This window comes from Bacillus sp. AL-1R (genome assembly GCF_052180195.1).
Classification (GTDB): Bacteria; Bacillota; Bacilli; order Bacillales; family Bacillaceae_G; genus Gottfriedia.
Genome location: NZ_CP197469.1, coordinates 2,448,652 through 2,470,820 on the forward strand (window position 1 = coordinate 2,448,652; position 22,169 = coordinate 2,470,820).

A 22,169-nucleotide genomic window follows, 5' to 3' on the forward strand; every position below is an offset into this window, starting at 1 on the left:
AGGGATAGCGTTTTCAGCCATTCTATCATTCAATATTTTTCAAATTTGTCTACAAAATGAAAATAGCTACAAAAGTAGCTATTTTAACATTTACATAATATTATACTAATATTCTAAATACATTTTATCATATACCATTTAAAAATCCATTTTATTCTCAACAATTTTTCTTTTCTCACTAGTAAGAACAACTAAAAGCGCTCCACCTAAAACAATCGTACCGCCAATCATTTGAAGTAAACTCATATTTTCATGAAATAGAATGGTCGAAAAGGTAATTGTCACAACAGGCTCTACCATACTTAATACTGCTGCTTTTGTTGGTCCAATTCGTTTTACACCAGCAAAAAAGGCTCCCATTGAGATCACACTAGATATAATTGAAATACCTAAAATTGAAATCCAACCAATAAATTTAAAATGAATGTGAATCGTGCTTGTTGATATGCCTACTAGTAAAAATGAAATTGATGCAAATAAAGAAATATAGGCACTTGTTACTAAAGGAGGAACATTCACTGTTACCCTTCCACCAACAATTATGTATATTGAGTAAACGATTGCCGCTGCTAAAGCTAATATGATTCCGAATGGTTTTATATTTTCTGCAGGAGCTCCTAGCACTAGTACAATTCCAAGCAACGATAATGTTATTGAAATCATAATATTTTTTGTTAATTGTTCTTTATTTACTAAAAAAGATAGAATAGCTACAAAAATAGGGTATAAATAAAGAATCAGTGCCGCTAAAGAAGCAGGAATATACTTAACAGAACTGAAATAAAAACTTGATTGAAGCATATACAATACGCCACCTAGTAAAGCAAATAATACTAATTGTTGTTTCGTAATTTTCACTAATTTTTTTTGAACTAATAAGTAACTAAAGAACAGTATTGTCGCAAATGTAAACCTTAAAAATAATAGTGTATTCACACTGACATTTTGACCATAGGCATATAAAGCAAAAATAGGCATTAAACCAAAAGCTATTGCAGATATTAAAATTAATAAATAACCGAAATACAAAGCCTTTTCCCCCTTCTGTACCATATATCTGAATAGTATAATTATTAGATAACAGTTTAACATAAAACGCTACCTCAATCTCTAGTCATTTGCAAAGTGTACATATAAATAATAATTTTAAGGGAGTGATGAAAGTGGAATTATTGGGAATTCATCATGTTTCACTACTTACTACAAATGCTGAAAAAAATTACGAATTTTACACGAAAGTTTTAGGAATGAGACTTGTTAAGAAAACTGTAAATCAAGATAACACTTCCAGTTATCACTTATTTTACGGGGATGCAAAAGCAAATCCTGGGACAGAAATAACATTTTTCGATATCCCTCATTTAGGAAATACATACCCGGGTCACTCGATCGTCTCTTCAACTTCATTAAGAGTAGCTACAACTGAATCACTACATTATTGGAAGAATCGCTTTGAAAAACTTAATATTTCACATGATGGAATAGTTAAAAGAGCAAATCGAGATACACTCGCATTTCAAGATTATGAAGGTACAAAATTAATCTTAGTAGCAGATAATGGTGAAAAAGGTGTTTCACCGGGTACGCCTTGGAATAAATCAGATATCCCAACTGAACATGGAATTCTTGGTTTAGGTCCAGTTACACTTACTGTAAAAGATTCAGTTCCTACTAGTAAAACGTTAACGGATGTTTTAGGATTTAGACTTGCTGGTACTTACCCATCTACAGAAGAGAACTTTGAAATTGAAGTTTACCAAACCGGATTAGGTGGTGCTGGTGCTGAAGTGCATTTAGAAGTAAGACCAGACTTACCAAGAGCTAGACCTGGACGAGGGAGCGTGCATCATGTAGCTTTTAGAGTACCGAACATAGAAGAATATGATAAATGGGCTGACAAATTAAATTCACTTGGGATTACGAATTCAGGAAAAGTAGAACGCTACTATTTTAAAGCACTCTATTTTAGAGAACCTAATCATATTTTATTCGAATTATCAACTGATATCCCTGGATTTGATGTAGATGAACATATTGAAACACTTGGTGAACGCTTAGCATTGCCTCCATTTTTGGAACCTAAACGTACTGAAATCGAAGCGAGCTTACGTCCATTAGACTTTGAATAAAATTAATTATTAATAGCTTATCATCTTAAATTTAAAATGAGGGCTTCTCAAAATATGAGCACCCTCGCTTTTAATGGCAAATAATACTCAAGTTGAAGAAACATCAAAATGGAAAACTACCTATTCTAACAAAATACTAAAATCGTTTATCGATCTATAAAAAAAGAGGCGCTTTTCGTGTCAGTTAACCTGACTTTCTAAGACAGCCTCTTCCTTTATTCTTAAATAAAAATGTCTAATATTAATGTAAGTCCAAACGCAACAAATGAAAGAAGCGTTTCCATTACAGTCCATGTTTTAAATGTTTCTTTGACAGTTAATCCTAGGTATTCCTTTACTAACCAGAAACCTGCATCGTTTACATGTGATAACATTAGTGAACCTGCGCCAGTTGCGATAACAAGTAATTCTAAGTTTACACCAGTCATATGTGCCACTACTGGAGAAACAATCCCAGCTGCTGTTGTTAAAGCAACCGTAGCTGAACCAGTCGCTATTCTAATTAACCCTGCTACTAAGAATGCAAGTACGATTGGTGATAATGACAGTTGCTCAGCCATTGTAGCAATGGCAGTACCTACACCACTTTCAATTAGAATTTGTTTAAATGCTCCACCTGCACCGATAATTAATATGATTGAAGCTAAAGGTGTTAAGCATTCGTCAGTTAATTTTTTGATTAAAGTTTTGTCCATTCCTTGGCGATACCCTAATAAATAATAAGCTGCAAAACAAGAGATTAATAGAGCAATTACAGGACTACCAATTAAAATTAAGAATTTAGCAATTGCACTAGGTAGAGATAAGTATGGTGTAATGACAGTTAAAACCATTAATAAAACTGGAAGTAAGATGATGAAAAATGATACACCTGTACTTGGTAATGCATTTGACTTTGTTTCAACTCGAATTAATTCTGGTTCACCAATTGGTGTTACACGTTTGTGAATCCATTTTGAAAAGATCGGACCTGCAATGATTGCAGTTGGAAAAGCAATGATTAATGAATAAAGTAACACTCGTCCTAAGTCTGCATTATAGATACCAATCGCTGTCATCGCACCAGGATGTGGTGGGACTAGACCATGTACAATCGATAAACCAGCAAGTACTGGAATACCAATTAATAGAATATTTGAATTGGTAGACTTACGAATTGATATAACAAGAGGTAACAAGATTACTAGGCCTACCTCAAAAAATACTGGAATTCCAATAATAAATCCTGAAAACAACATTGCCCATGGAAGGTTTTTTACGCCGAATTTTTTAATAAAGAAATCGGCTACTTGCATACCAGCTCCAGAATCTGACATCATTTTTCCTAAAATCGTCCCTAAAGCTAAAATCCCAACAAGATGTCCGAGAACGGCGCCTACTCCTGTTTCATAAGCAATGACAATTTTATCCATTGATACACCAGAAAAAACGGCTAAGAAAAGACCAGCTACTGATAAACTAATAAAAGCATGCCATTTCCACCACGAAACTCCCAAAATAACGATAACGATTGCTACTAATGTAATTCCAATCAAATATAAATCCATTTTTGCACACTCTCCCTTAGTAATCGCTTACATTTTATACAATGAAGATAAATTACTGCGATGAATCATTGTACGTTACAACATAATTTTGTTTGGCCGTATTATAGTAACCTTCACTGATTTCTAAAATATTTCCATCTTCATCACTAGAACGACGTATTCTTTTTAATGTGGTAGTGCCTTTTTCTAAATTTAAAATCTCACAAACATGATCTGGAGCAACTGCTACTGCAAATTCATCTCGGAAAGATTCTAATCGAATATTATTTTCTTCTAAGAAACGATACAAGGAGCTAATCTGTATGTCCTCTATTTCTTCTTCCGTAACGTCAATTGAAATATAGTGCGTAAAGTGAATATATGGTTCATTTTCCAGTAAATAAATTCGCTCAATTTGGATATATTTATCTCCAAATACAGAATAAGGGATTGAATCCGCTATTATTTCTTGCTTTTTTATACTCAACACTTTTTTAGTAATATGATGTCCTTCCTCAACTAATATCTCTGTAAAACGTTTCCCTTTTGAAAGTTTTGCGTTCGTAACATTCGCTATCACTTTTGTGCCTTTACCACTTTTCTTTTCTAAGTATCCTTCTTGAACAAGCTCTTTTATGGCATTTCTAATCGTAATTTTACTAACACGAAACTCTTCTTCTAATTGAGGTTCCGAGGGAATATTTGTGTGAATTGGGTAGACTCCATGTAAAATCCGATCCTTTATCATCTCTTTAATTTGTAAATACAACGGTCCTTTTTTACGATTCACACTCATTCCCTTAAACTCTCCTTTTTTAGCGCTTAATATCATCAATTGTTCCAGCCATAGCTGATAAAATTTCTTCCTCAGTTGACATTGGTGTATCTCCAACGATTGTACATGCTAACATACCTGCTGCTTGAGCAAAGTGAACGGTTTTTTCTGGTGAAAACTCACTTAATACACCATGTAGGATACCGCTTGTATAAGCATCTCCAGCTCCAATTCGATCGTATACGGAAAATGAAGTATTTTCCGAAAAGTGAAACTCTCCATTAGTAAATAGATATCCACGTAATGAATGTGAATTGTCACGATTAATTGCTCGGTGCGTTCCAGCAACAATTTGTATGTTATATTGATTTGCAACTCTAGGAATAAGATCTTTCAGTTGTGTTTCCCTAGATGTTTCTTTCGTCTCCATTCCTAAAACATAGATCGCATCTTTCTCATTCATCATGACGATATCAGCTAAAGCTAACATTTCTTCATAATGAGGTTTTGCTTCACGATATCCTCCTTCCCATAAAGAAGGTCGGTAATTACAATCGAAACAAACTAATCCGCCATTTTCTTTTACATTTTTGGCAAGCATTTTCATCGTTTCTTTTGTGTCATCTGTCATCGCTAGTGTAATACCACAAAAATGGATAACGTCTGCTTGTTTTGCAATTAAATCAAGATCATAATCATTAAAAGTTGCCGTATTAAAGCTACTTTCTAAACGATTAGTATATGTCACACGACTTGAGCGCTGGCCAAAACCATTTTCTAAAAAATACAACCCGAGATATTTTCCGCCTCTAGTAATATAATTTCGATTAATTCCTAATCGTTGCAAGTAAGCAATTGCAGCATCCCCTAATGGATTGTTCGGCAATTTTGTTACTAAGTAACCATCATGACCAAGTTTGGTCATCGCCGACGCAACGTTTACACCAGTTCCTGAGAAAGAATATTGTAATGCGTTTGCCTGTGCCAGTAGTTCATACCCTGGCACTTGCAATCGCATCATTACTTCTCCAAAAGCAACAATTTGTTTACGCATATTTTTCAACCAAACTTTTAGTGATTGCTAATAATTTTCTTACATCTTCAGGATTAGTTTTTCCAGTTTCTTCATTAATAATAGAAGAATATACGTGTGGGATAATTTTAGGTACTTTTTCTTCCAATGCAATTTCTAAAATCTCTGCAAAATTATCTAAATCAATCCCACCAGTAGGCTCTAAAGCAAATCCTTCTTCTCCACATGCTTTTGCTACAGCTTTGAACTCTTCTATATGTTTTAAGCCTTTCATTGGGAAGTATTTTAATGCATTCCCACCCATATCACGAACTAACGCAATCGCAGATTTGATTGGAACAATCGCTGTTTCACTAGCAGCACTTACAGGTCCAGTCGAGATATTTACATAGCCTACTTTACCAGTTGGAGATACTAGAGAATTAATCCAGCTATCTTTTTCACCTAAGTTAGCGCGTGTTGCACCTACTGCAGGAAAGACTTGATTGATATGACTTCCTGGGTAATGTTTAGCAATTTCTGCTACAACTGCTGCTTGTCTGTTATCACCAGCACCAAGACCAATCGATACTGCTTCATCAATTTGAGCACCATATTCTTTCATTGCTGTAACAGCAGCCTCTACCGTTGGGTAATCTTTTGAAAGAACGCCTACTAATACGTGACCTTCTGCAGCCTCAAAAACTTCAACTGCATTTTCGATACTATTAGCTAAAACATTTAATGCTACACGGTTATTATAAAAACGTTTTTCAATATTTGTCATTGTTCAGTTCCTCCTAAGATTGCTCTAATTTGTGCTTCGATTACGTAAATATCATCTGATTGTAGTGGTCGTGGATCAATATCGAAAAAGCCTTGACGAACTCCATAATCACGGGTATAAATCGCAATATGACCATTCTTTAGTCGATCATTGACATCCTTTGCTGTCATTTTTGTTACTAGCGGATCAATTTGTATTCGTGCTCTAAATATTGCTCGTCCCGCTTCATCTTGTACAATCGTTACTTTAATACCATCAATCGATTCTAGTGATTTTAAAACTTCTAAACTAGCTTTTTCATTTTCACTATTGTCTTTTTTGACAAAATACTCATCTAAAGCTTGCAACAGACCAAAAGTGGTTTCTTTACCAACTTTCATACTTCTTCCAATACAATGTAATTGCACTTTTAACCACTCGATATATTTTTTTCTACCGGCAACAATCCCTGAAGTAGGTCCCTCGATTGCTTTCGAACCACTATATATTGCTAAATCTGATACTTTGACATATTTTTGCAAATCCTCTTCAGCGGCAGCATCAACGATTAAAGGTACATTATTTGCTTTTGCTACTTCCCATGCTTCTTCAACTGAAATCATATTTTTTTGAACAGCATGATGGGATTTTACATATAGAATTGCTGCCGTTTTTTCATTAATTGCCTCTGCAATATGCTCTACTTTCCCCTCATTTGCATAACCGACTTCTACTAATTTACCTCCACCAAGGAAAATCATCGTTTCTACAGGAGCACCATACTGAACATTATGCCCCTTTAACATAATGATTTCATTTTTTGGAATTGGCTCTTGGTGTAATCTTTCGCTTTTACGTCGGTTACCTTCTGTAACAATTGCCGCTACTGAAAGGGCAATCCCACTTGAAGCAGAGTTAACAACTACAGCTGCCTCGGATTGAAGAAGTCCAGCAATATGATTTCCCGCCTTATCAACTAAGTCCGATATTTCAACATAATTTTGACCACCAATTTTCATCGCTTCCATGACAGTATCTGTTGGAGCGGAAACACCTAATATACTCATCCTACCGCTTGCATTAATTACTCTTTTTAATCCATACTTAGCATTCAATGTGTTCTCCATTAATAACGACTCCTTTTACTACGATTTTTTGTTTAGCTTGACGTTCTTCTCCTTCAGAATCTAGTAAGGTTGTCACTTCATCCTCAACAGTAAATAAAGTGAGGTTCGCAAGATTTCCTATCGAAATTCTTCCAAGTTCCGGTTTATTTAGCCACTTTGCCGCATTCACTGTAACAGCATCAATAATTTCTTCTAGTGAATAACCTAAATATAAAAATTTTGATAAAACATGTGACATACTATAAACTGGTCCATTCAATCGATTTTTCCGATAAATATCAGTACTTATCGTATCGAATTTAATTCCATGTTCTTTAGCTTGCAAAGCTGTTTTAAACGAAAAACTTGCATTTCCGTGCCCAACATCTAAATGAACACCTCGATTAATTGCCTTTAGAAAATTCGGAAGTGGTCTTCCTTTCTCATCAAACAAATTATTTGCTTTACCATTTAAGTAGTGAGTAATTATATCTTTTTCTTCAAGTAGGTTTAGAACATCATTTATATCTGGTGGTCCTGAACCAATATGAACCATAAGTGGTAAGTTAGTATCGTTAGAAAACTGACGTGCTATTTTTAAAGGTTCTACACCATTTTCACCTACAACACTTTTGCTAATCCTTGCCTTCAGTCCGATAATAAAGTCTTTATGTTCTGCAATTGTATTTTTGAGTTGATCTTCATTTAACCAAGTCAAATCAGATAACTCGTCAATCCGTATTAAGCCAATTCGTGAAATATTTAAAAATGCGAAAACATTTGTTTTTGACTTTTTACAACTACTTACCAATTTGGACAAATTATCAGCACCTGTACTACCCGCATCAACAATTGTAGTAACACCCGTTTTATAACCAATCTCGTCGACATCATCACCATATGGCTCAAATTCTGCATATGCGTGAACATGCATATCGATCCAGCCACTAGAAACAAATACATTATGCTTGTAATCTACTAATTTCTCACCATAACCGCATCCAGCAGCTACAATGTCTTTAATCCTTTTATTTTCTACTATGATATCAACAGAACTTCCGTCTATCATTTTTACATTTTGTAGTACGAAATGATCTTTCATTTCCACTCATCCTTTTTTCGTAAACAAACTAAATTGTTTAATGTATTCGTTTACATCTATCTTGTTTATTATTCCAATGTAGAATAACATCTAATTTTCCATTAGTCAATATAACGTTATAATGTTTAATTAATTTTTTTTTCTGAATTCTTAAAACTTTCCACGAATAAACGTCGTTAAATAGTTCAATTTATGACCTAAATTCTACTTACTATTTACCTAATTAATTATTTTTATGGATACAAAAAAAAGCTTGTAAACATGGAGAAAACTCCATTGTCTACAAGCTAAAGAGAAAGTGAACTTATCGCATACATTACCATACGCAGTAAAATTTAGTTTTAGTTAATACTTATTTCTTTCTTAAAAACTTTTTGTGATTTTGTGTTTTCAAAACCAATCTTTTTATAAAAAATAAGTGTATCTACCCTAATTTCATTTGTCCGTACCCTTATTTCCTTAAATCCCGATAATTTTGACCATTCTTCACATCTTTTCACTAGCATCTTACCAATTTTTTGACCCCTATATGTACTGTCAACAACCAAACCACCAATTTCAACATAGGGTGGGGACTCAATCAAATAACGTCCGTGAGCATGAATCCATCCAATCAGATTACCTTCAAACTCTGCGACAAGTACAACATGATCTTTTTGATCTATTATTTTAATTAATCTTTCAAAGACTTGATTTTTTTCAACATTGTAACCAAATTGACCCGATAATCTAGCAATTTCTAAACTATCATTTGTTGTAGCAACTCTATATCTAATATCCATATTACACTTCCCATTTAAACTTAAATTAATAAATGCACTCATATTCTCATTAGTATCTAAAATACTAATTCAATTGTTGAATGGATTTTAAAATGTTAATCTAATTTAGTTTTGCATAGATGCAAGTATCAGTTAGTTTTTTCCCGTCAGCTGACAGATCTTCATTACGTAATACCCCTTCAAGCTCAAAACCTAGTTTTTCAGGAATCGCACGACTTTTAATGTTATTAAATTCACATCGTATGCCAATTCTTCTAAATTTAAGTAGCGAAAAGCCAAGGTTAGTTAACTCACTTACTACCTCTGTCATATATCCATTACCACTATATTGCGTGTTAATCCAGTATCCAATTTCACCTTTAGGAATCTTCCAATTAATTTCGTGAAGGCTAGCAGTTCCAATAAAATCATTAGTATCCTTAAGATAAATAAGATAACGAAAGCTTTCTCTTTTTAGAAAATCGATATGGGCATTTCTTAGAAGACTTTCCGTTTCTTCAACAGAAGGAATTGACTGGAATAAAGACAACCATTGCTTTAATTCACTAATTGAATCCTTAATAGCTTGCTGTACAACTTTCCCCTCTCCAGCTTGAAGAGGTGCTCGCAGAATTAATCTGTCTGTTTCTATTTGGAACGGAACATCTAATAAAATAGGATTCATATCATTTCCCCTCTCGAAAAAACTTTAAATGATGAACTAATAAAACTTTGTAAAAAATCTTTCACCCAAAAGAAACAATCCTAGAGTGAGAGTGACATTTCGTGAGACCACCTAATCCGAAATTATGAATTACTTGATAAACATCAATACAATAAAGCTGTTCTCATTAAAAGGAATTTCTCTTAAATTGGAAAATAAAAAAACTTGGTCAACTCTAAATAATTCTATATTATTAAAGAAATTCCTCTATGATGATTAAACTAAACTCGGATTATGTTGAATAAATCAGAGCTGACAAAGTCACTTATGTTGTTGAATTAATCTGCATTTTTCTTAAGTAAAAGGACCGACAAGCAATTACGACAAGTACCCTTCGTCGCTGCAAATTTACACTTTCTTAAAATGCAAAAAAGTGTAAGAAAAAATATTCCCTACACTTTTTTGCATTTTTATATCCTTATTACTGAACAGTAACTGTTTTTGGTTTTACAGATACTTTAAATCCGTCTCTACTAAGGTAAATATTCTTGTTAACTATTCGTTAATTGACCCTTTATTAGAGCTTTATCTAATTCTCGTACTTTATCATATGAATGTAAGAGTTGATCAGGGACCAATGTTCTCCCATATTCCCATGCATTTGTTTCTATTTCAGACTTAAGCTTTGCGATTTCTTCATCTTCACCATACATTAGAATTCTTAAATCATGTTTGTTTTTCTTAAAATCTAAGTAATAACCAATCACGTGAAAAAGAATAATTTTTACAAAGTTCTCATCTGTTTCTTTAATTCTAAGATTACTGATATAACCGTTAACTTGAAGATAATTAAATTTTATAGTATTAGTCGATACGTTATAGCTCATAGGGACAGTGAGATTATTGTTAATTTCAAAGTCAATATTTAAATCGTGCTGTTCTAAAGTATCTTTAATGATTTTTTCTATATTCCATATATAAATCATTTTACTTTCACTTCCCTCCAAATATACTTTGTCATTGATATTTACAGCCAATTATGTACTGTATAATCCCTGCTAAATGAACTTTAATTTGCTATTATGCGTCAATCAGCCCAACAAACTAAATTAACACCTCTACATACAAGTATAAACTCATTTTTTCCACCTATCACTATAAAAAATTTTTTACCTGTTGCAGAACCTGCATTTGCATTGTTTTTAATCGGTAGCTGCATAACAATCTTTTATACTAATAAAAAAAGTGCAGGAAATTTTTACATCCCTACACTTTTCTTAATTGATAAATTATTTTGGATACAATTATTGTTTTGGACTTGTCGTAACTTTAAAGCCTTGTGGTATTGTAACGGTTTCCTTTTTCAACATATATTAAGCTTTTACTTTTGAGGTAGATTCATATAAATCTACTGCTTCATTTACTGTGAATCCTTTATGAACGATGGAATGTATTGCTTGAATCATTGCAAGAGGATGCTGTGATTGCCATATATTTCTTCCCATATCCACACCAGCTGCACCTTGCTCCATAGCATTATACGTAATTTCTAGCGTTTCACGAATTGTATCAAATTTTGGGCCACCTGCAATAACGATAGGAACCGGGCACTTACTCGTTACCTGTTCAAAGTTGTCGCAGTAATAAGTCTTCACAATATCAGTACCCATTTCAGCAAGAACTCTTGAAGCTAATGCTAAGAACCTGGCATCCCGTTTTTCAAGCTCTTTTCCGACAGCAGTAATTCCAAGTACGGGTATTCCGTAATCATGAGCATCAGTTACAACATGAGCTAGATTTGTTACTGTTTGTGTTTCATAGTCAGATCCGATAAAAACCGAAACCCCTACACCAACAACATTATGGCGAATTGCTTCTTTTATTGAAGTAACAATCGTTTCATTCGCTAAATCCTTCCCTAAAGTTGTAGGGCCGCCCGAAACACGAAGAACCATTGGTTTTTCCGTATTTTTCGGAATACATGCTGCAAGTGTACCTCTTGTTAAATATAGTGAATCCGTGTATGGAAGTAAGTCTCTGACAGTTTCCTCAGGCTTTTCTAAGCCTCTTATTGGCCCTAAGAAATAGCCATGATCTATCGCAAGCATTACAGCCCTCTTATTTGGTAATATTTTGTTTAATCGATTTTCAAATCCCCAGCTCACTATCTATTCACTCCTTAACTTGATTTCTGGATTCTTTATATTAACAACATCTCTTTCTAAAGTATGCGGAGATTTAATGAAGAGGGCTTTAAATGTTTTGTCTGTTTGATTGATAAGGTAATGAGCATCGCCTGGGTTGCATTGAATCATATCACCTGGTATTGTAGTCACCTTATTACCATTAATATAGAAATCTATCTGCCCTTCGAGAATATAGAAAATTTCTTCGCAAACTGTATGATAATGGTTTTGGAAGTCTTGACCTGGTTTCAAAACAACCACACCAATATCTACGTTTGGACCTTTTGATAAATATTTCGGCCCGTTGTCACCAAACCGATATTCGAAGTCATTTTCGTGAACTTTCTTCATCCCTTCACACCCTTTCACATTACTTTAGACCAGGTGCCTTCCACATATGAGTCGTTAAACCACGATCAGCAAGTTGAAGCTGTTCTACATATACACTTCTCCATTTTTCATAGATTTCTAAGTATTGATCATGGTTTTCATTGTTAGGTATATATGTCCTCTCCCACTTTATAACTTGTTTAACTGCTTGATGGATATTCTCATAAATTCCTATCCCAATCCCCGCATATAATGCGGTGCCTAATGCTGCTGCTTCTTTAACTACAGGTACTTTCACTGGTACTCCAAGGACATCTGCAAGTGTTTGGCTCCAAAGCTTTCCTTTCGAAGCACCACCTGTAAAAATAACTTCACTTGGATAAAAACCAGTTTCTTCTTCTATAGTCTTTAAGTTTCCTAGTGTGATAAGCGCAGCATTTTCTTGAATCGATTTAAACATTTCTTTTTTACCAGTCTTTAGAGGATCTAGAGTGAGATTAATAAATGATGGAGATGCATGGCGCCAAGCGCTATAATTCATCGTATCTGAAAAGATAGGAATAATCCCATTTGCTCCGATTGGAACATTTTTTGACTTTTCTTCTAAAATTTCGTACGGGTCTTTACCAGTCACTTTTGCTTCTGCTTTTTCCAAATCACAAAAAGCATCACGAAACCACCTCATTACAAGCCCGGGGAAAAAAGCAATGGTTTCTAACTGCCATAATTCAGGCACTGCATGGCAGTTAACCCGTATACGGCCACTTTTGTCAACTAAAGGCTGTCTCACATTGACTTCCTGTTGCCAAAATGATCCACCTGATACAACAACTTGACCCGCTTTTACCGCACCGACACCAACAGAAGCCATTTGAGCATCCCCGCCTCCACAAATAACCGGAGTTCCTGAATTCAAACCTGTATACGCTGCTACCTCATCCGTCATGTAACCGATAACGGTACCAGCTTCATTTACCAGCGGAAATAAATTATTTTTTAGTCCGCACATTTTTACTACATCACTTTCCCAATTCCTTTTCTCAATATCAAATATCCCTGTAGTACACCCATTTGAAGGATCCACTTGTAGCTTCCCTGACAATTTATAAAGAATCCAATCATTAATCATCGTCATGTGAGTGGCTTTTTCATAAATCCCTGGTAAATGATTTTTTATCCATAAAAGCCTAGGTAGTGCTCCTAATGCAAACATTTGACCTGATAACCTATAAATCTTGTATTCTAATTCAGAATCTAATTCCTTTAATGCTTTGACTTCAGCAGAAGCTCGAGCATCTACATTTGCACAAGCCCAAATCTCCTTACCCGTTTCATCATAAAGGACAATTCCTTCCCTCATACTTGTAGCACTTATCGCTTTTATATTTTTTGCGTTAACTCCTGTTTCTTCAATAACAGACTTTACACACTGAACGACTAATTTCCAGTTTGTTTCCCAATCAAAATCCATAGATCCTGGATACTTTTCATTTGATAAATGGTTCCATTCTATTTGTGAAAACCCAACTTGATTTCCTAATTGATCAAATAAAACAGCGCGGATACTACCGGTACCAGCATCAAATGCCAGAATATACACCATTAATTTATTTCACCTCCATATTGAGTAATGAAATAACTGTAGCTTCATCTGTAATTAACGTCTTAATATAGTTATCTTTTAATCCTCCATAGATGGCATCAATTTTTTTCTCTCCACCAGGCAAATCACTAACATTTAAAGATATTAGGGTTTTCAAGTCCGTTCCGACTAACCTTTTTTAGTTTGCAAAACAATAATTTAGCCGTTTTGATCGTAAAATTGACCAAAAATATCGCCGACTGTATTCAGCACCCTTCAACCTTGGCCCTTGACAATTCTAGTAAATCAGAGATCTCATTATAAGTTAAGTTCTCTTTATAGTAGTTACCAGGCTACGTTCTATTACTACACCCTATAACAAAAGTACACAATGAAAAAAATTGTTCAGTTGCTTATTAGAAATATATCCGTAATTTTGATAATAAGACCTTTTAAAATAAGTTTACGGCCATTCAATAATTTATTTCCGACTGGTATTATTTTTTTAATTTTGCTGTAAGAATATTGACCTCTTCTTGCTATAGCAAAGTGTTTGATTATGCCCTTTCAATTGGCACCAAGAAATATAATTAAAAAGACAGAGCCTTACATTAAATCTCAAGCTCATTCGCGGAAAATGGGCCAGGTTGTAAATAGAATCGGTGACATAACTAAATAGAGCAATTTTGTTTTAAATAAAAAAAGCATAACCACCAGTTTAACTGGTGGTTATGCTTTTTTCAGAGTCATGTCATTCGATTGTCGTTTTAGAAATTAGATTTTTTAGCTTACTTTACTTTCATCTACAGCATGTTGCCAACTTGGGTAATAATACAAAGCACTCCTCATTAAATCAGGGTAATTTTGTTTTACCTCTTTTTTACGTAGAGAATTCCCTTCGTTATGTAACTTCTTGATCTGAGTAATGACTTCCTTTGATGTAAATTTGACATCCATTCTTCATTCCTCCCTTTCAAAGTTATCATGATTATCTTTCCCTTTGGCTTACAATTTTAAACGATAAACATAGTCACAAGTTTCTTATAACTATATTTCTGAAAATTCTAACATGTAGAATGTATATTGTGAAGTAATTTGCTCCTGTTGGATGTTAAATAAAACAAACTACCTACCCTAGAACTATTTTTGATATTACTTAAGTCCTGTCAACTGTTAGGACTAGTTCATTCTATTATTCTGTTAACTTAGTAAACTATCGAAGTGCTTCAGTTAAATTAATCAAGTAATTTTCTATTAATAAATAAGTACACCATTGTTAATAAAATCAACATTATTATGATAAGAACCGTTATTTCATAAGGATAATCCATAAAACTATTGAAAATTACTAACAAGCTTAGAGGAAGAAAAAAACCTCCACCTACAACTTTACCTAACAAGGACTTATTTTTTATCATTTTCTCATTAAAACCAGCTAACAACCATGTTTGTTTTTTTACAGCGACTAAGTAAGACACAAGTAAAAGTGCTATCCCTATAATCAATAATTCGTAGTCCATCAATTCATCTCCCTGTTTACATTTTTTTCTATAATATGTTAATGATGGAATTAAATGATATTCCCTTCAAATAATTGATCCGTATCTAATTTATCTGCCATTTTGTTCAACGATCGCTGGGGTTAGTTGAACAGCATTTCAATACATATAGTAACTTTGCAAATTTATCCATAAACTCAAGGACTTTAATTACTTTCATTGTTGTTATCTTTCTTGAACTTACATCAAGTTCAATCTCACACGTCCTTTTCCGTAAAAATTTAGGAAAATTAAAATTAATCAATTATACCGACATTAATAGAATCAACTTGCTTACCATTTTCAATAACTTGTATTGGTCGATCTGTGCCTTTCTCATCTTCCGAACAAATGACAAATAGTGAATCCGCTTTATATCCTTTGATTTCCTCTGATTTATAAGAAAGTGTAATGGTTTCGTTGCTCGTAGAAAATTTAATCTCGTGGAACTCTTTATCTAAGCGATTAGATAAATATATAAAATTGATTTTTCATTTTCACTTCGTAAGAATAATGGTCCACTGTGGTCACGATTTAATTGAATAGTAGTTTTTAACCATTCTTTTTCTACAAGGTCCACGCTCTATTCTTCAATACTGTATCCATCACCTAAACTAGTTTTTGATATCACTAGTAGATTATCTCCTGATTCTTTTTTTATAGATTTTTCTTTTGCTACACTTACTTGTTCTTTTTTTGGTTTATCATTATCGTTTGTACATGCTGATAAACCAGACATTCCAAGTATCAATACACTAATTGAAACTATTGCAAACATTACTTTCAAAAACAATCACTCCTTACATTTACCAACGACTCCAGGAGGCAAATATTTACGCTCCAGTACAGGCCTAATGGTATGGCGTTCATTTTATGACAAATTAGTTTTTTCATTACTTAATAAAATATATTTCTATTTTGGTTATCCTTATTTCTATTAGCTATTTTAATACTGTTATCCTGTTTATGATTTTTAAAGTTTAATAGAAATAATTGAAAAAAGTAAAAAAGATCTGAATTGATCCAGATCACCCTTGATAAAAGACGTATTTTTCTTTTGAGATTAAAAATGACTATTGAAGTAATCCATATGTTGTAAGTCGGGTGGTAAAACTGCGATTAACTTCTCGTTTAATCTTATAATGAAACTTCCGATGATGACCCAGTCTTTTTTTGTATCCGAGCTATGGCAAATGATAGCAATGCAGAAATTGCTATTAATACTGATCCAAAAATGTACACAGATCTGATTCCAAATTTATCTGCAATAAAACCGATTAGCGCTATTGAACAGCTTGTAATGGTTGATAAAACGATACTTCTTGAAGCGTATACCTTTGTTAAGACTGCACTATCCACACTTGTTTGAAACGCCGTTTGTTGAGAACATCTCGAAATTGATAACAGGACCCATCGCAATACATAGTAGTAATGAAAGATAAGGTGTAGAATTTAATCCATATAAAAAAGTGAAGAAACTAAATAGTAATGAACCAATTGCCATACTAAGGATTAGATATCCTAAAAAAATTATCTAAACCGTTAATTCCTTTTTCAACTAAAATCCCATTTACATCCACAAAATATAAATAAACCATCACATCTAAATCAAAAAACCTATCCAAAAGGGATAGGTTCATAATTTAATTGATTCCTAAAGACTTCTTAATGGAATCAATTGTTTTTCCATTATACTCTTTAACACCAGTAGGAGTATCTAATACATAATCATTCTCTTTTAAATAATTTGTTTCAAGTAACTTGAAATCTAATGAGTCAACTTTTCCATCAAAATTAATATCAGAGTTTCTGTTATTCGTTCCCCAATTTTGTTCTAGAAGTATTACATCATAAATATCAATTACATTATCTTTGTTAAGATCCCCAGCATTTTCTCTTACTGTAGGATAAGAAATACTTTCTCCAATAAAAATATCACGATCTTTTCGGCCGATTTCCATAGGTGTGTATGTTGTAAAATGACCTGGGACATCTATGATGACTGTATATAACTGTTCCGTAATTGGAAGTTTATTGAAGACTATGTTTCCATTCTTTTGGATTTCACCAGAATAGTATTCACCTTTGGAATCTCTTGCTTTTGCTTGTGCACTGATAGTAGTGTAGTCAATGGTAAAGTTAAAACTGCCATTTGCATTTAACAATCCTGCTGCGTTGATTTTTGCGGTAGCATCTGAATAAGCTGGGTAGCTTGGTAAATAACCAACCTGTGTAAACGGGTTTACTGTTTTACCGTTTATATCTTTATACGAAGAAGAAGTGATATAGAAAAAAGAACTATTAACGTTTACAAATACATCTTTGTTCGTATCTACTTTCATATCAAACAATGGAATATCACCAGTTATACCGTCTCCAGGTGCCTTTATATTAATTGTATTTGATTTGCTAGAAGTTCCTGTTGTAGTAACTGTAAATTGAGTGTCATCAGATAAAGCTTTATTTTTATTAAATTCTACTGAATTAAAAAATCTTGATGTGTAATCTAGTTTAATTGTTAGATCTTTTGCATTCTGTAAACCATGTGCATAGTACGTATATGTTATTTGATCACCCATCGAAAAGGATTCTTTATTTGGTTTGGCATAAATATATTGTGCTCCTGGTTTCATATAGTAAACAACTTTTGCCATCGTTGAATTACCAGCTCGATCCGACGCAACAAATTGGAGCATATTGACTGGGTTTGGAGAATCCACAGATATTTCTTTCGTAAACTTACCATTAGGATCAGTCGCGATACCAATAGCTGGAGAGTTAGGACCATACCAAGCTTTATTAGTCGCTTGGGTTACATTCATACCCGAATTTTCCATTTCATTTGCTTCATTATCTAAAACACTCCCAGATAATGTGACTGTTTTTTGACCTGGTGCTAATTCAACAAATGGCAGATCACCTTTAGGTAGTGCATTAGTATCATCTAATGTAAAAGTTGGACGATTATTATCAATATATACTTGGTCTATCTTTGTATACTGTTTACCATCTAAATTTGTACCAATAACTTTCATTTTGTATAACCCTTCTGTTGCTAGGATTGATGTGTAGCCAACCGGTTTCTTTGCATTACCTGTAAATGGAAAATATCTACCTGTAAAGGCTTTTTGAATGTAGAGATCCTTATCAACTCCTGCACTTGAAACGTTAATTGTACCGATTATTCCTAAATCTTTATTTGTTTTTGAATCTACTAAAATAAAATCTAATGTTTTCATTGGCGAATTTAATTTAAAATCTAAATCAGACGCCTTAACGCTATATGGTGCATTATCACGAGTTGTAGAGATGCTTGGAGAATGGACTTTGAAATATTCAAATCCTTCTTCTACTAAACGAAAGCCAAATGGAATTTGATAATTGTCATCTGGATCTTTTTCATTCACAACATGAATATAACCTTCATATGTTCCTTTACTAGCAGTTGTTGGGATCGTAAGTGTTGCCGGAATCATCTCCTGGCTATTCTTTTTCATTTTAATTTCATTAGGTATTGTTATTTTAATTCCGTTTGCTTTAGCATCTAAAGACCCACGTGTTCCAACATTATACTCTAACGAAATATTATATTTTTGCATTTTATCTGTATGATTTGTGATTAATATATTTGTAGTTTTCGAAATTGAATTAATATCTACTGGAATAAATCCATAGCTAAGTCCACCCGTTTGTTCATCTATATTTACTTTTTCATTATTTTTAATAAACGGCGTTGTATCTTGAACTCCAAGTTGGATGCGTGAATAAATCGCTTCATAAGGATCTACTCTTCCTGCTCCAACTTCAAACACACTGTATTTACTTCTTAACGGATCCGCTGTATTCATCAATATGGTTTTAATATCAGCAGGAGTATAATCAGGATGTGCTTGTAATAGTAATGCAGCTATTCCAGTAACATGTGGAGTTGCCATTGATGTTCCAGACATACGTAAATATGCAGATGAATAATCTGTTGCATCATTTTTATTATTGATATACGCAGGAACAGTCGATAGTACATCAACACCTGGTGCTGTAACTTCAGGTTTAATATCATATAAAGTTCCAGATGGCCCTCTAGAGCTAAAGCTAGCTAAATCATCACCTGTAAGTTCAGACTCCCCAATTTCCCCTAGTGTAACTGAAGTAGTACCCTTACTCAATAAATCGTTTACCGCCAAGCCGTCTTTATTCGTCATGGAAAATACCGGGATATGATCATTACTTTCTCCCAAATAATATGGTATTTGTCCTTCAGTGACATTGTTGTTGTAAATAATTACACCAACAGCTCCATTTTGTTTTGCATAGTTCATTTTATCAACGAGCGCATACGTTCCACGTGCTACAAATGCAATCTTACCTTGAACATTTTTTCCTGTATAATCTGTTAGACCACCTTCTCCAACATTTACAATATCAAATGTTTTTCCAGACATATTCGTAAAATCATCTGTCCATTTTTTAGTCATCAATTGTAAAATACTATCCGTACCTTGACCGTTTACTAAAAATTTACTCCTAAATGTAGTAACTTTACTAGGAACAGAACTCGCACCTACAGTTAATGCAAGTGCTGCAGCACCTGGAGAGCCTAATGTGTACATACTATCACCCGAATTTCCTGCTGCAACGACAGCCGTAACACCATTTAAAACTGCATTATCAATTGCTAAGCTAGTTGCTTCTAGTGGATCATTCAAAGAGGCTCCTAGCGAAAGATTAATTACATTCATTCCATCAGCAACCGAACGATCTATCCCTGCAATTACTGCTGAATTCGAACCAGAGCCATAAGGACCCAATACACGATATACATATAAGTCTGAATCAGGCGCTACTCCAGTTACTTTATAATCAGAACTATTTTTCCCTTGACCAGCAATCGTACCAGAAACATGCGTACCGTGATCAGTGTAATATGAGTTCCCATTAAGAAATTCTGTTTTTTTCGAAGCTTTCCATTGATCATAAGTAGCTTCCATCGGGTCATTATCATTATCTACAAAATCATAACCACCCTTATATGCATCTTTCAAATCAGGATGATTATAATCAATACCCGTATCGATTACGCCAATCTTAATATTTTTACCTGTAAAACCTTCCTCATGTAATTTATCAATCTTTAAAAATGGTAAACTATCAACTTTTGTTTGTTCCTTCTCTTTTACTGGTTCAACAGGTGGCTTAATTTGTATTGTTGAATCGCTATAAACAGCTTTAACTGTATCCAAGTCTAGTAAATCCTTAATCTGATTTGCTGGAAGTGTCAATGAAACGCCGTTAAAAGCATTCTGATATGTATATTTAATCTGAATTTCTTCATTACTTGCTTTCACTTTATTTCTTAATTTTTCTTGTAATTCTTGTTTAAAGTGAGCATGAGACTTTCTTACATTTTCTTTCGCCTTTTCTAATGAAATTGACCCTCCTTCTACAGCCTTCTCTAACTGGGCTACTTTGGCTGGAAGTTCTTTAAATTCAACAATTACAGAAACTTCTTTATCACTTGATAAGTCGATGTCATCAGATAATTGCAAACCTGTATTTGATTGAGCAAGTTTTAATTGATTCAAGGCCTCCCTTTGTTCTGGTGTAAGTGATTGAAGAATACTTTCTGCTTCACCTGAGTTCGCACTTGCTGTCTTTTTACTAATCATAGTCGATCCCAAAATTGTACTACTAGCTAAAACCAGTACAGATGTAGTTTGAAAAAACTTACTACTTAACCCCTTCATTAAATAACCTCCAACTTTTTCTAAAATGAAAGATTGCAACGGAATTTGTAATTTTTCAGAAAAATCACTTAACTTAGATTATAGCTAGAGTTTTTCATGAAAAGTATTGGGGGAATTTTCATTAGCGTAGGATTTTGTACCATAAATTAAATGTCGATATTAGTAGAATCTCACAAAAAGTTCAAGCATTACTTATATAAAGATGTAGAATTATGTAATTTAATGAAAAAAATCCGTTAACTAACTTGGGGGAAATCAGTATCTTTGACTTATATAATTGTTCTAACTTAATTCTAAATTAAAAATTTTTAACTATTAAGTAGAACATATGCGGGGCAAGGCAAAGGAGGAAGTGCGTGGCATCTCAACTTCTAGGATTGTTTTAATAAGGACTAGTATTATAAAAAAAAGAGTTCTCCCAAATAAAACATTAAAGAAAACTCTTTATCTTACTAAAATTTATTCACCAATACTTTTCCATCAAATCTTTTGACCAGTCTGCTTGTTTGATCTCGCCTTTCGGAAGAAATTCTTTCATAATTGGTTTGATGTCAATGATCGGCGTACCATCGATTGCATCCAACCCTTTCACTGTAAGAATGCGGCCACTATGTTTTAAAAGTTCTACTGATGTTAACCCTAATTTATTGGGCCTGTTTTTACCCCTTTGAACAAAAATTCCAACCTTTGGATAATGAGTATTATTTCTAGGATGTCTAGCATTGTATTGGATCGCTTCATCATTCACTTTATCGAAATAAAAAATAATCTCTAAATGTGAAAAATCACTTATTCCTCTTAATGCTTCTTCATTAAACTCTTCTACTAATTCGATTTCAGAAATAATTGAACCCCAGTTGTCGTCTTCAATTTCTTTTCTTGTATTTTTAACAAAAGCAATCGGATTAATTGTAAATGACATCATTTCATCTCCTAAAAATTGTACTT

At 33.5% G+C, this 22,169-nt stretch carries 21 protein-coding genes and 1 pseudogene; 2 read left to right on the forward strand and 20 right to left on the reverse strand.

All coding sequences use genetic code 11. The features are described 5' to 3' along the window. Positions 1-138: 138 nt before the first annotated feature. Positions 139-1,029, reverse strand: a complete 891-nt coding sequence (locus ACSBO6_RS11430; protein WP_498843380.1) for a DMT family transporter — start codon at positions 1,027-1,029, stop codon at positions 139-141. Between the two features lie 134 nt (positions 1,030-1,163). Between ACSBO6_RS11430 and ACSBO6_RS11435 the strand changes: the two genes are divergently transcribed. Continuing rightward, on the forward strand, positions 1,164-2,129 hold the full coding sequence (locus tag ACSBO6_RS11435) for a ring-cleaving dioxygenase (protein WP_098846093.1): 966 nt from the start codon (positions 1,164-1,166) through the stop codon (positions 2,127-2,129). Between the two features lie 221 nt (positions 2,130-2,350). Here ACSBO6_RS11435 and ACSBO6_RS11440 read toward each other — a convergent pair whose 3' ends face one another. The 17 genes and pseudogenes from ACSBO6_RS11440 to ACSBO6_RS11520 all read right to left on the reverse strand — a co-directional run bounded on the left by ACSBO6_RS11440 (position 2,351) and on the right by ACSBO6_RS11520 (position 16,264). Next, on the reverse strand, positions 2,351-3,676 hold the full coding sequence (locus ACSBO6_RS11440; RefSeq protein ID WP_098846094.1) for a GntT/GntP/DsdX family permease: 1,326 nt from the start codon (positions 3,674-3,676) through the stop codon (positions 2,351-2,353). Positions 3,677-3,728: 52 nt separating this feature from the next. Next, positions 3,729-4,451 carry a GntR family transcriptional regulator gene (locus ACSBO6_RS11445; protein WP_498843381.1) on the reverse strand — a complete coding sequence of 241 codons (723 nt, stop codon included), beginning with the start codon at positions 4,449-4,451 and terminating at the stop codon, positions 3,729-3,731. Positions 4,452-4,470: 19 nt separating this feature from the next. Beyond that, positions 4,471-5,484, reverse strand: coding sequence for a sugar kinase (locus ACSBO6_RS11450; RefSeq protein WP_498843382.1), 1,014 nt, complete (start codon positions 5,482-5,484; stop codon positions 4,471-4,473). Further along, positions 5,477-6,229 carry a 2-dehydro-3-deoxy-phosphogluconate aldolase gene (dagF, locus tag ACSBO6_RS11455; RefSeq protein WP_098846097.1) on the reverse strand — a complete coding sequence of 251 codons (753 nt, stop codon included), beginning with the start codon at positions 6,227-6,229 and terminating at the stop codon, positions 5,477-5,479. Before dagF ends, ACSBO6_RS11450 begins: the two co-directional genes overlap by 8 nt. Further along, a complete protein-coding gene (locus ACSBO6_RS11460; protein WP_098846098.1) occupies positions 6,226-7,335 on the reverse strand; it encodes a DgaE family pyridoxal phosphate-dependent ammonia lyase in 1,110 nt (369 codons plus the stop codon). Before ACSBO6_RS11460 ends, dagF begins: the two co-directional genes overlap by 4 nt. Continuing rightward, complete coding sequence (locus ACSBO6_RS11465; RefSeq protein ID WP_498843383.1) at positions 7,313-8,416, reverse strand: amidohydrolase/deacetylase family metallohydrolase; 1,104 nt, start codon at positions 8,414-8,416, stop codon at positions 7,313-7,315. Before ACSBO6_RS11465 ends, ACSBO6_RS11460 begins: the two co-directional genes overlap by 23 nt. Positions 8,417-8,757: 341 nt before the next feature. Further along, positions 8,758-9,198 carry a GNAT family N-acetyltransferase gene (locus ACSBO6_RS11470; protein WP_098846100.1) on the reverse strand — a complete coding sequence of 147 codons (441 nt, stop codon included), beginning with the start codon at positions 9,196-9,198 and terminating at the stop codon, positions 8,758-8,760. 100 nt (positions 9,199-9,298) lie between these two features. Beyond that, positions 9,299-9,862: a GNAT family N-acetyltransferase gene (locus ACSBO6_RS11475; RefSeq protein ID WP_498843384.1), complete on the reverse strand. Its 564-nt coding sequence runs from the start codon at positions 9,860-9,862 to the stop codon at positions 9,299-9,301. A 530-nt stretch (positions 9,863-10,392) separates the two neighbouring features. Further along, positions 10,393-10,827: a hypothetical protein gene (locus ACSBO6_RS11480; protein WP_098846102.1), complete on the reverse strand. Its 435-nt coding sequence runs from the start codon at positions 10,825-10,827 to the stop codon at positions 10,393-10,395. Between the two features lie 387 nt (positions 10,828-11,214). Next, the gene (lsrF, locus tag ACSBO6_RS11485; protein WP_498843385.1) at positions 11,215-12,006 is read right to left on the reverse strand and encodes a 3-hydroxy-5-phosphonooxypentane-2,4-dione thiolase; all 792 of its coding nucleotides are present in this window, start codon (positions 12,004-12,006) and stop codon (positions 11,215-11,217) included. A gap of 3 nt (positions 12,007-12,009) precedes the next feature. Continuing rightward, the gene (locus ACSBO6_RS11490; protein WP_098846104.1) at positions 12,010-12,378 is read right to left on the reverse strand and encodes a cupin domain-containing protein; all 369 of its coding nucleotides are present in this window, start codon (positions 12,376-12,378) and stop codon (positions 12,010-12,012) included. Between the two features lie 19 nt (positions 12,379-12,397). After that, on the reverse strand, positions 12,398-13,960 hold the full coding sequence (gene lsrK / locus ACSBO6_RS11495; RefSeq protein WP_098846105.1) for an autoinducer-2 kinase: 1,563 nt from the start codon (positions 13,958-13,960) through the stop codon (positions 12,398-12,400). Positions 13,961-13,964: 4 nt separating this feature from the next. Continuing rightward, positions 13,965-14,123: pseudogene (locus ACSBO6_RS11500) on the reverse strand (sugar-binding transcriptional regulator); the annotation flags it as partial. A gap of 599 nt (positions 14,124-14,722) precedes the next feature. Continuing rightward, positions 14,723-14,896 carry a hypothetical protein gene (locus tag ACSBO6_RS11505; RefSeq protein ID WP_180232926.1) on the reverse strand — a complete coding sequence of 58 codons (174 nt, stop codon included), beginning with the start codon at positions 14,894-14,896 and terminating at the stop codon, positions 14,723-14,725. A 278-nt stretch (positions 14,897-15,174) separates the two neighbouring features. Continuing rightward, positions 15,175-15,459 carry a DUF3784 domain-containing protein gene (locus ACSBO6_RS11510; protein ID WP_098846106.1) on the reverse strand — a complete coding sequence of 95 codons (285 nt, stop codon included), beginning with the start codon at positions 15,457-15,459 and terminating at the stop codon, positions 15,175-15,177. A gap of 475 nt (positions 15,460-15,934) precedes the next feature. After that, a complete protein-coding gene (locus ACSBO6_RS11515; RefSeq protein WP_498843386.1) occupies positions 15,935-16,057 on the reverse strand; it encodes a hypothetical protein in 123 nt (40 codons plus the stop codon). Positions 16,058-16,060: 3 nt separating this feature from the next. Beyond that, entirely contained in the window at positions 16,061-16,264 is a 204-nt protein-coding gene (locus ACSBO6_RS11520; protein ID WP_098846107.1) for a hypothetical protein, read from the reverse strand. A 399-nt stretch (positions 16,265-16,663) separates the two neighbouring features. Here ACSBO6_RS11520 and ACSBO6_RS11525 point away from each other — a divergent pair, with 399 nt between their 5' ends. Beyond that, positions 16,664-16,846, forward strand: coding sequence for a hypothetical protein (locus ACSBO6_RS11525; RefSeq protein WP_098846108.1), 183 nt, complete (start codon positions 16,664-16,666; stop codon positions 16,844-16,846). A gap of 274 nt (positions 16,847-17,120) precedes the next feature. Here the strand turns inward: ACSBO6_RS11525 and ACSBO6_RS11530 are convergent, their stop codons facing one another. Further along, positions 17,121-21,221, reverse strand: coding sequence for a S8 family serine peptidase (locus ACSBO6_RS11530; protein ID WP_098846109.1), 4,101 nt, complete (start codon positions 21,219-21,221; stop codon positions 17,121-17,123). A gap of 463 nt (positions 21,222-21,684) precedes the next feature. Continuing rightward, positions 21,685-22,143, reverse strand: coding sequence for a tRNA (N6-threonylcarbamoyladenosine(37)-N6)-methyltransferase TrmO (gene tsaA, locus ACSBO6_RS11535; RefSeq protein ID WP_098846110.1), 459 nt, complete (start codon positions 22,141-22,143; stop codon positions 21,685-21,687). Positions 22,144-22,169 lie beyond the last annotated feature (26 nt).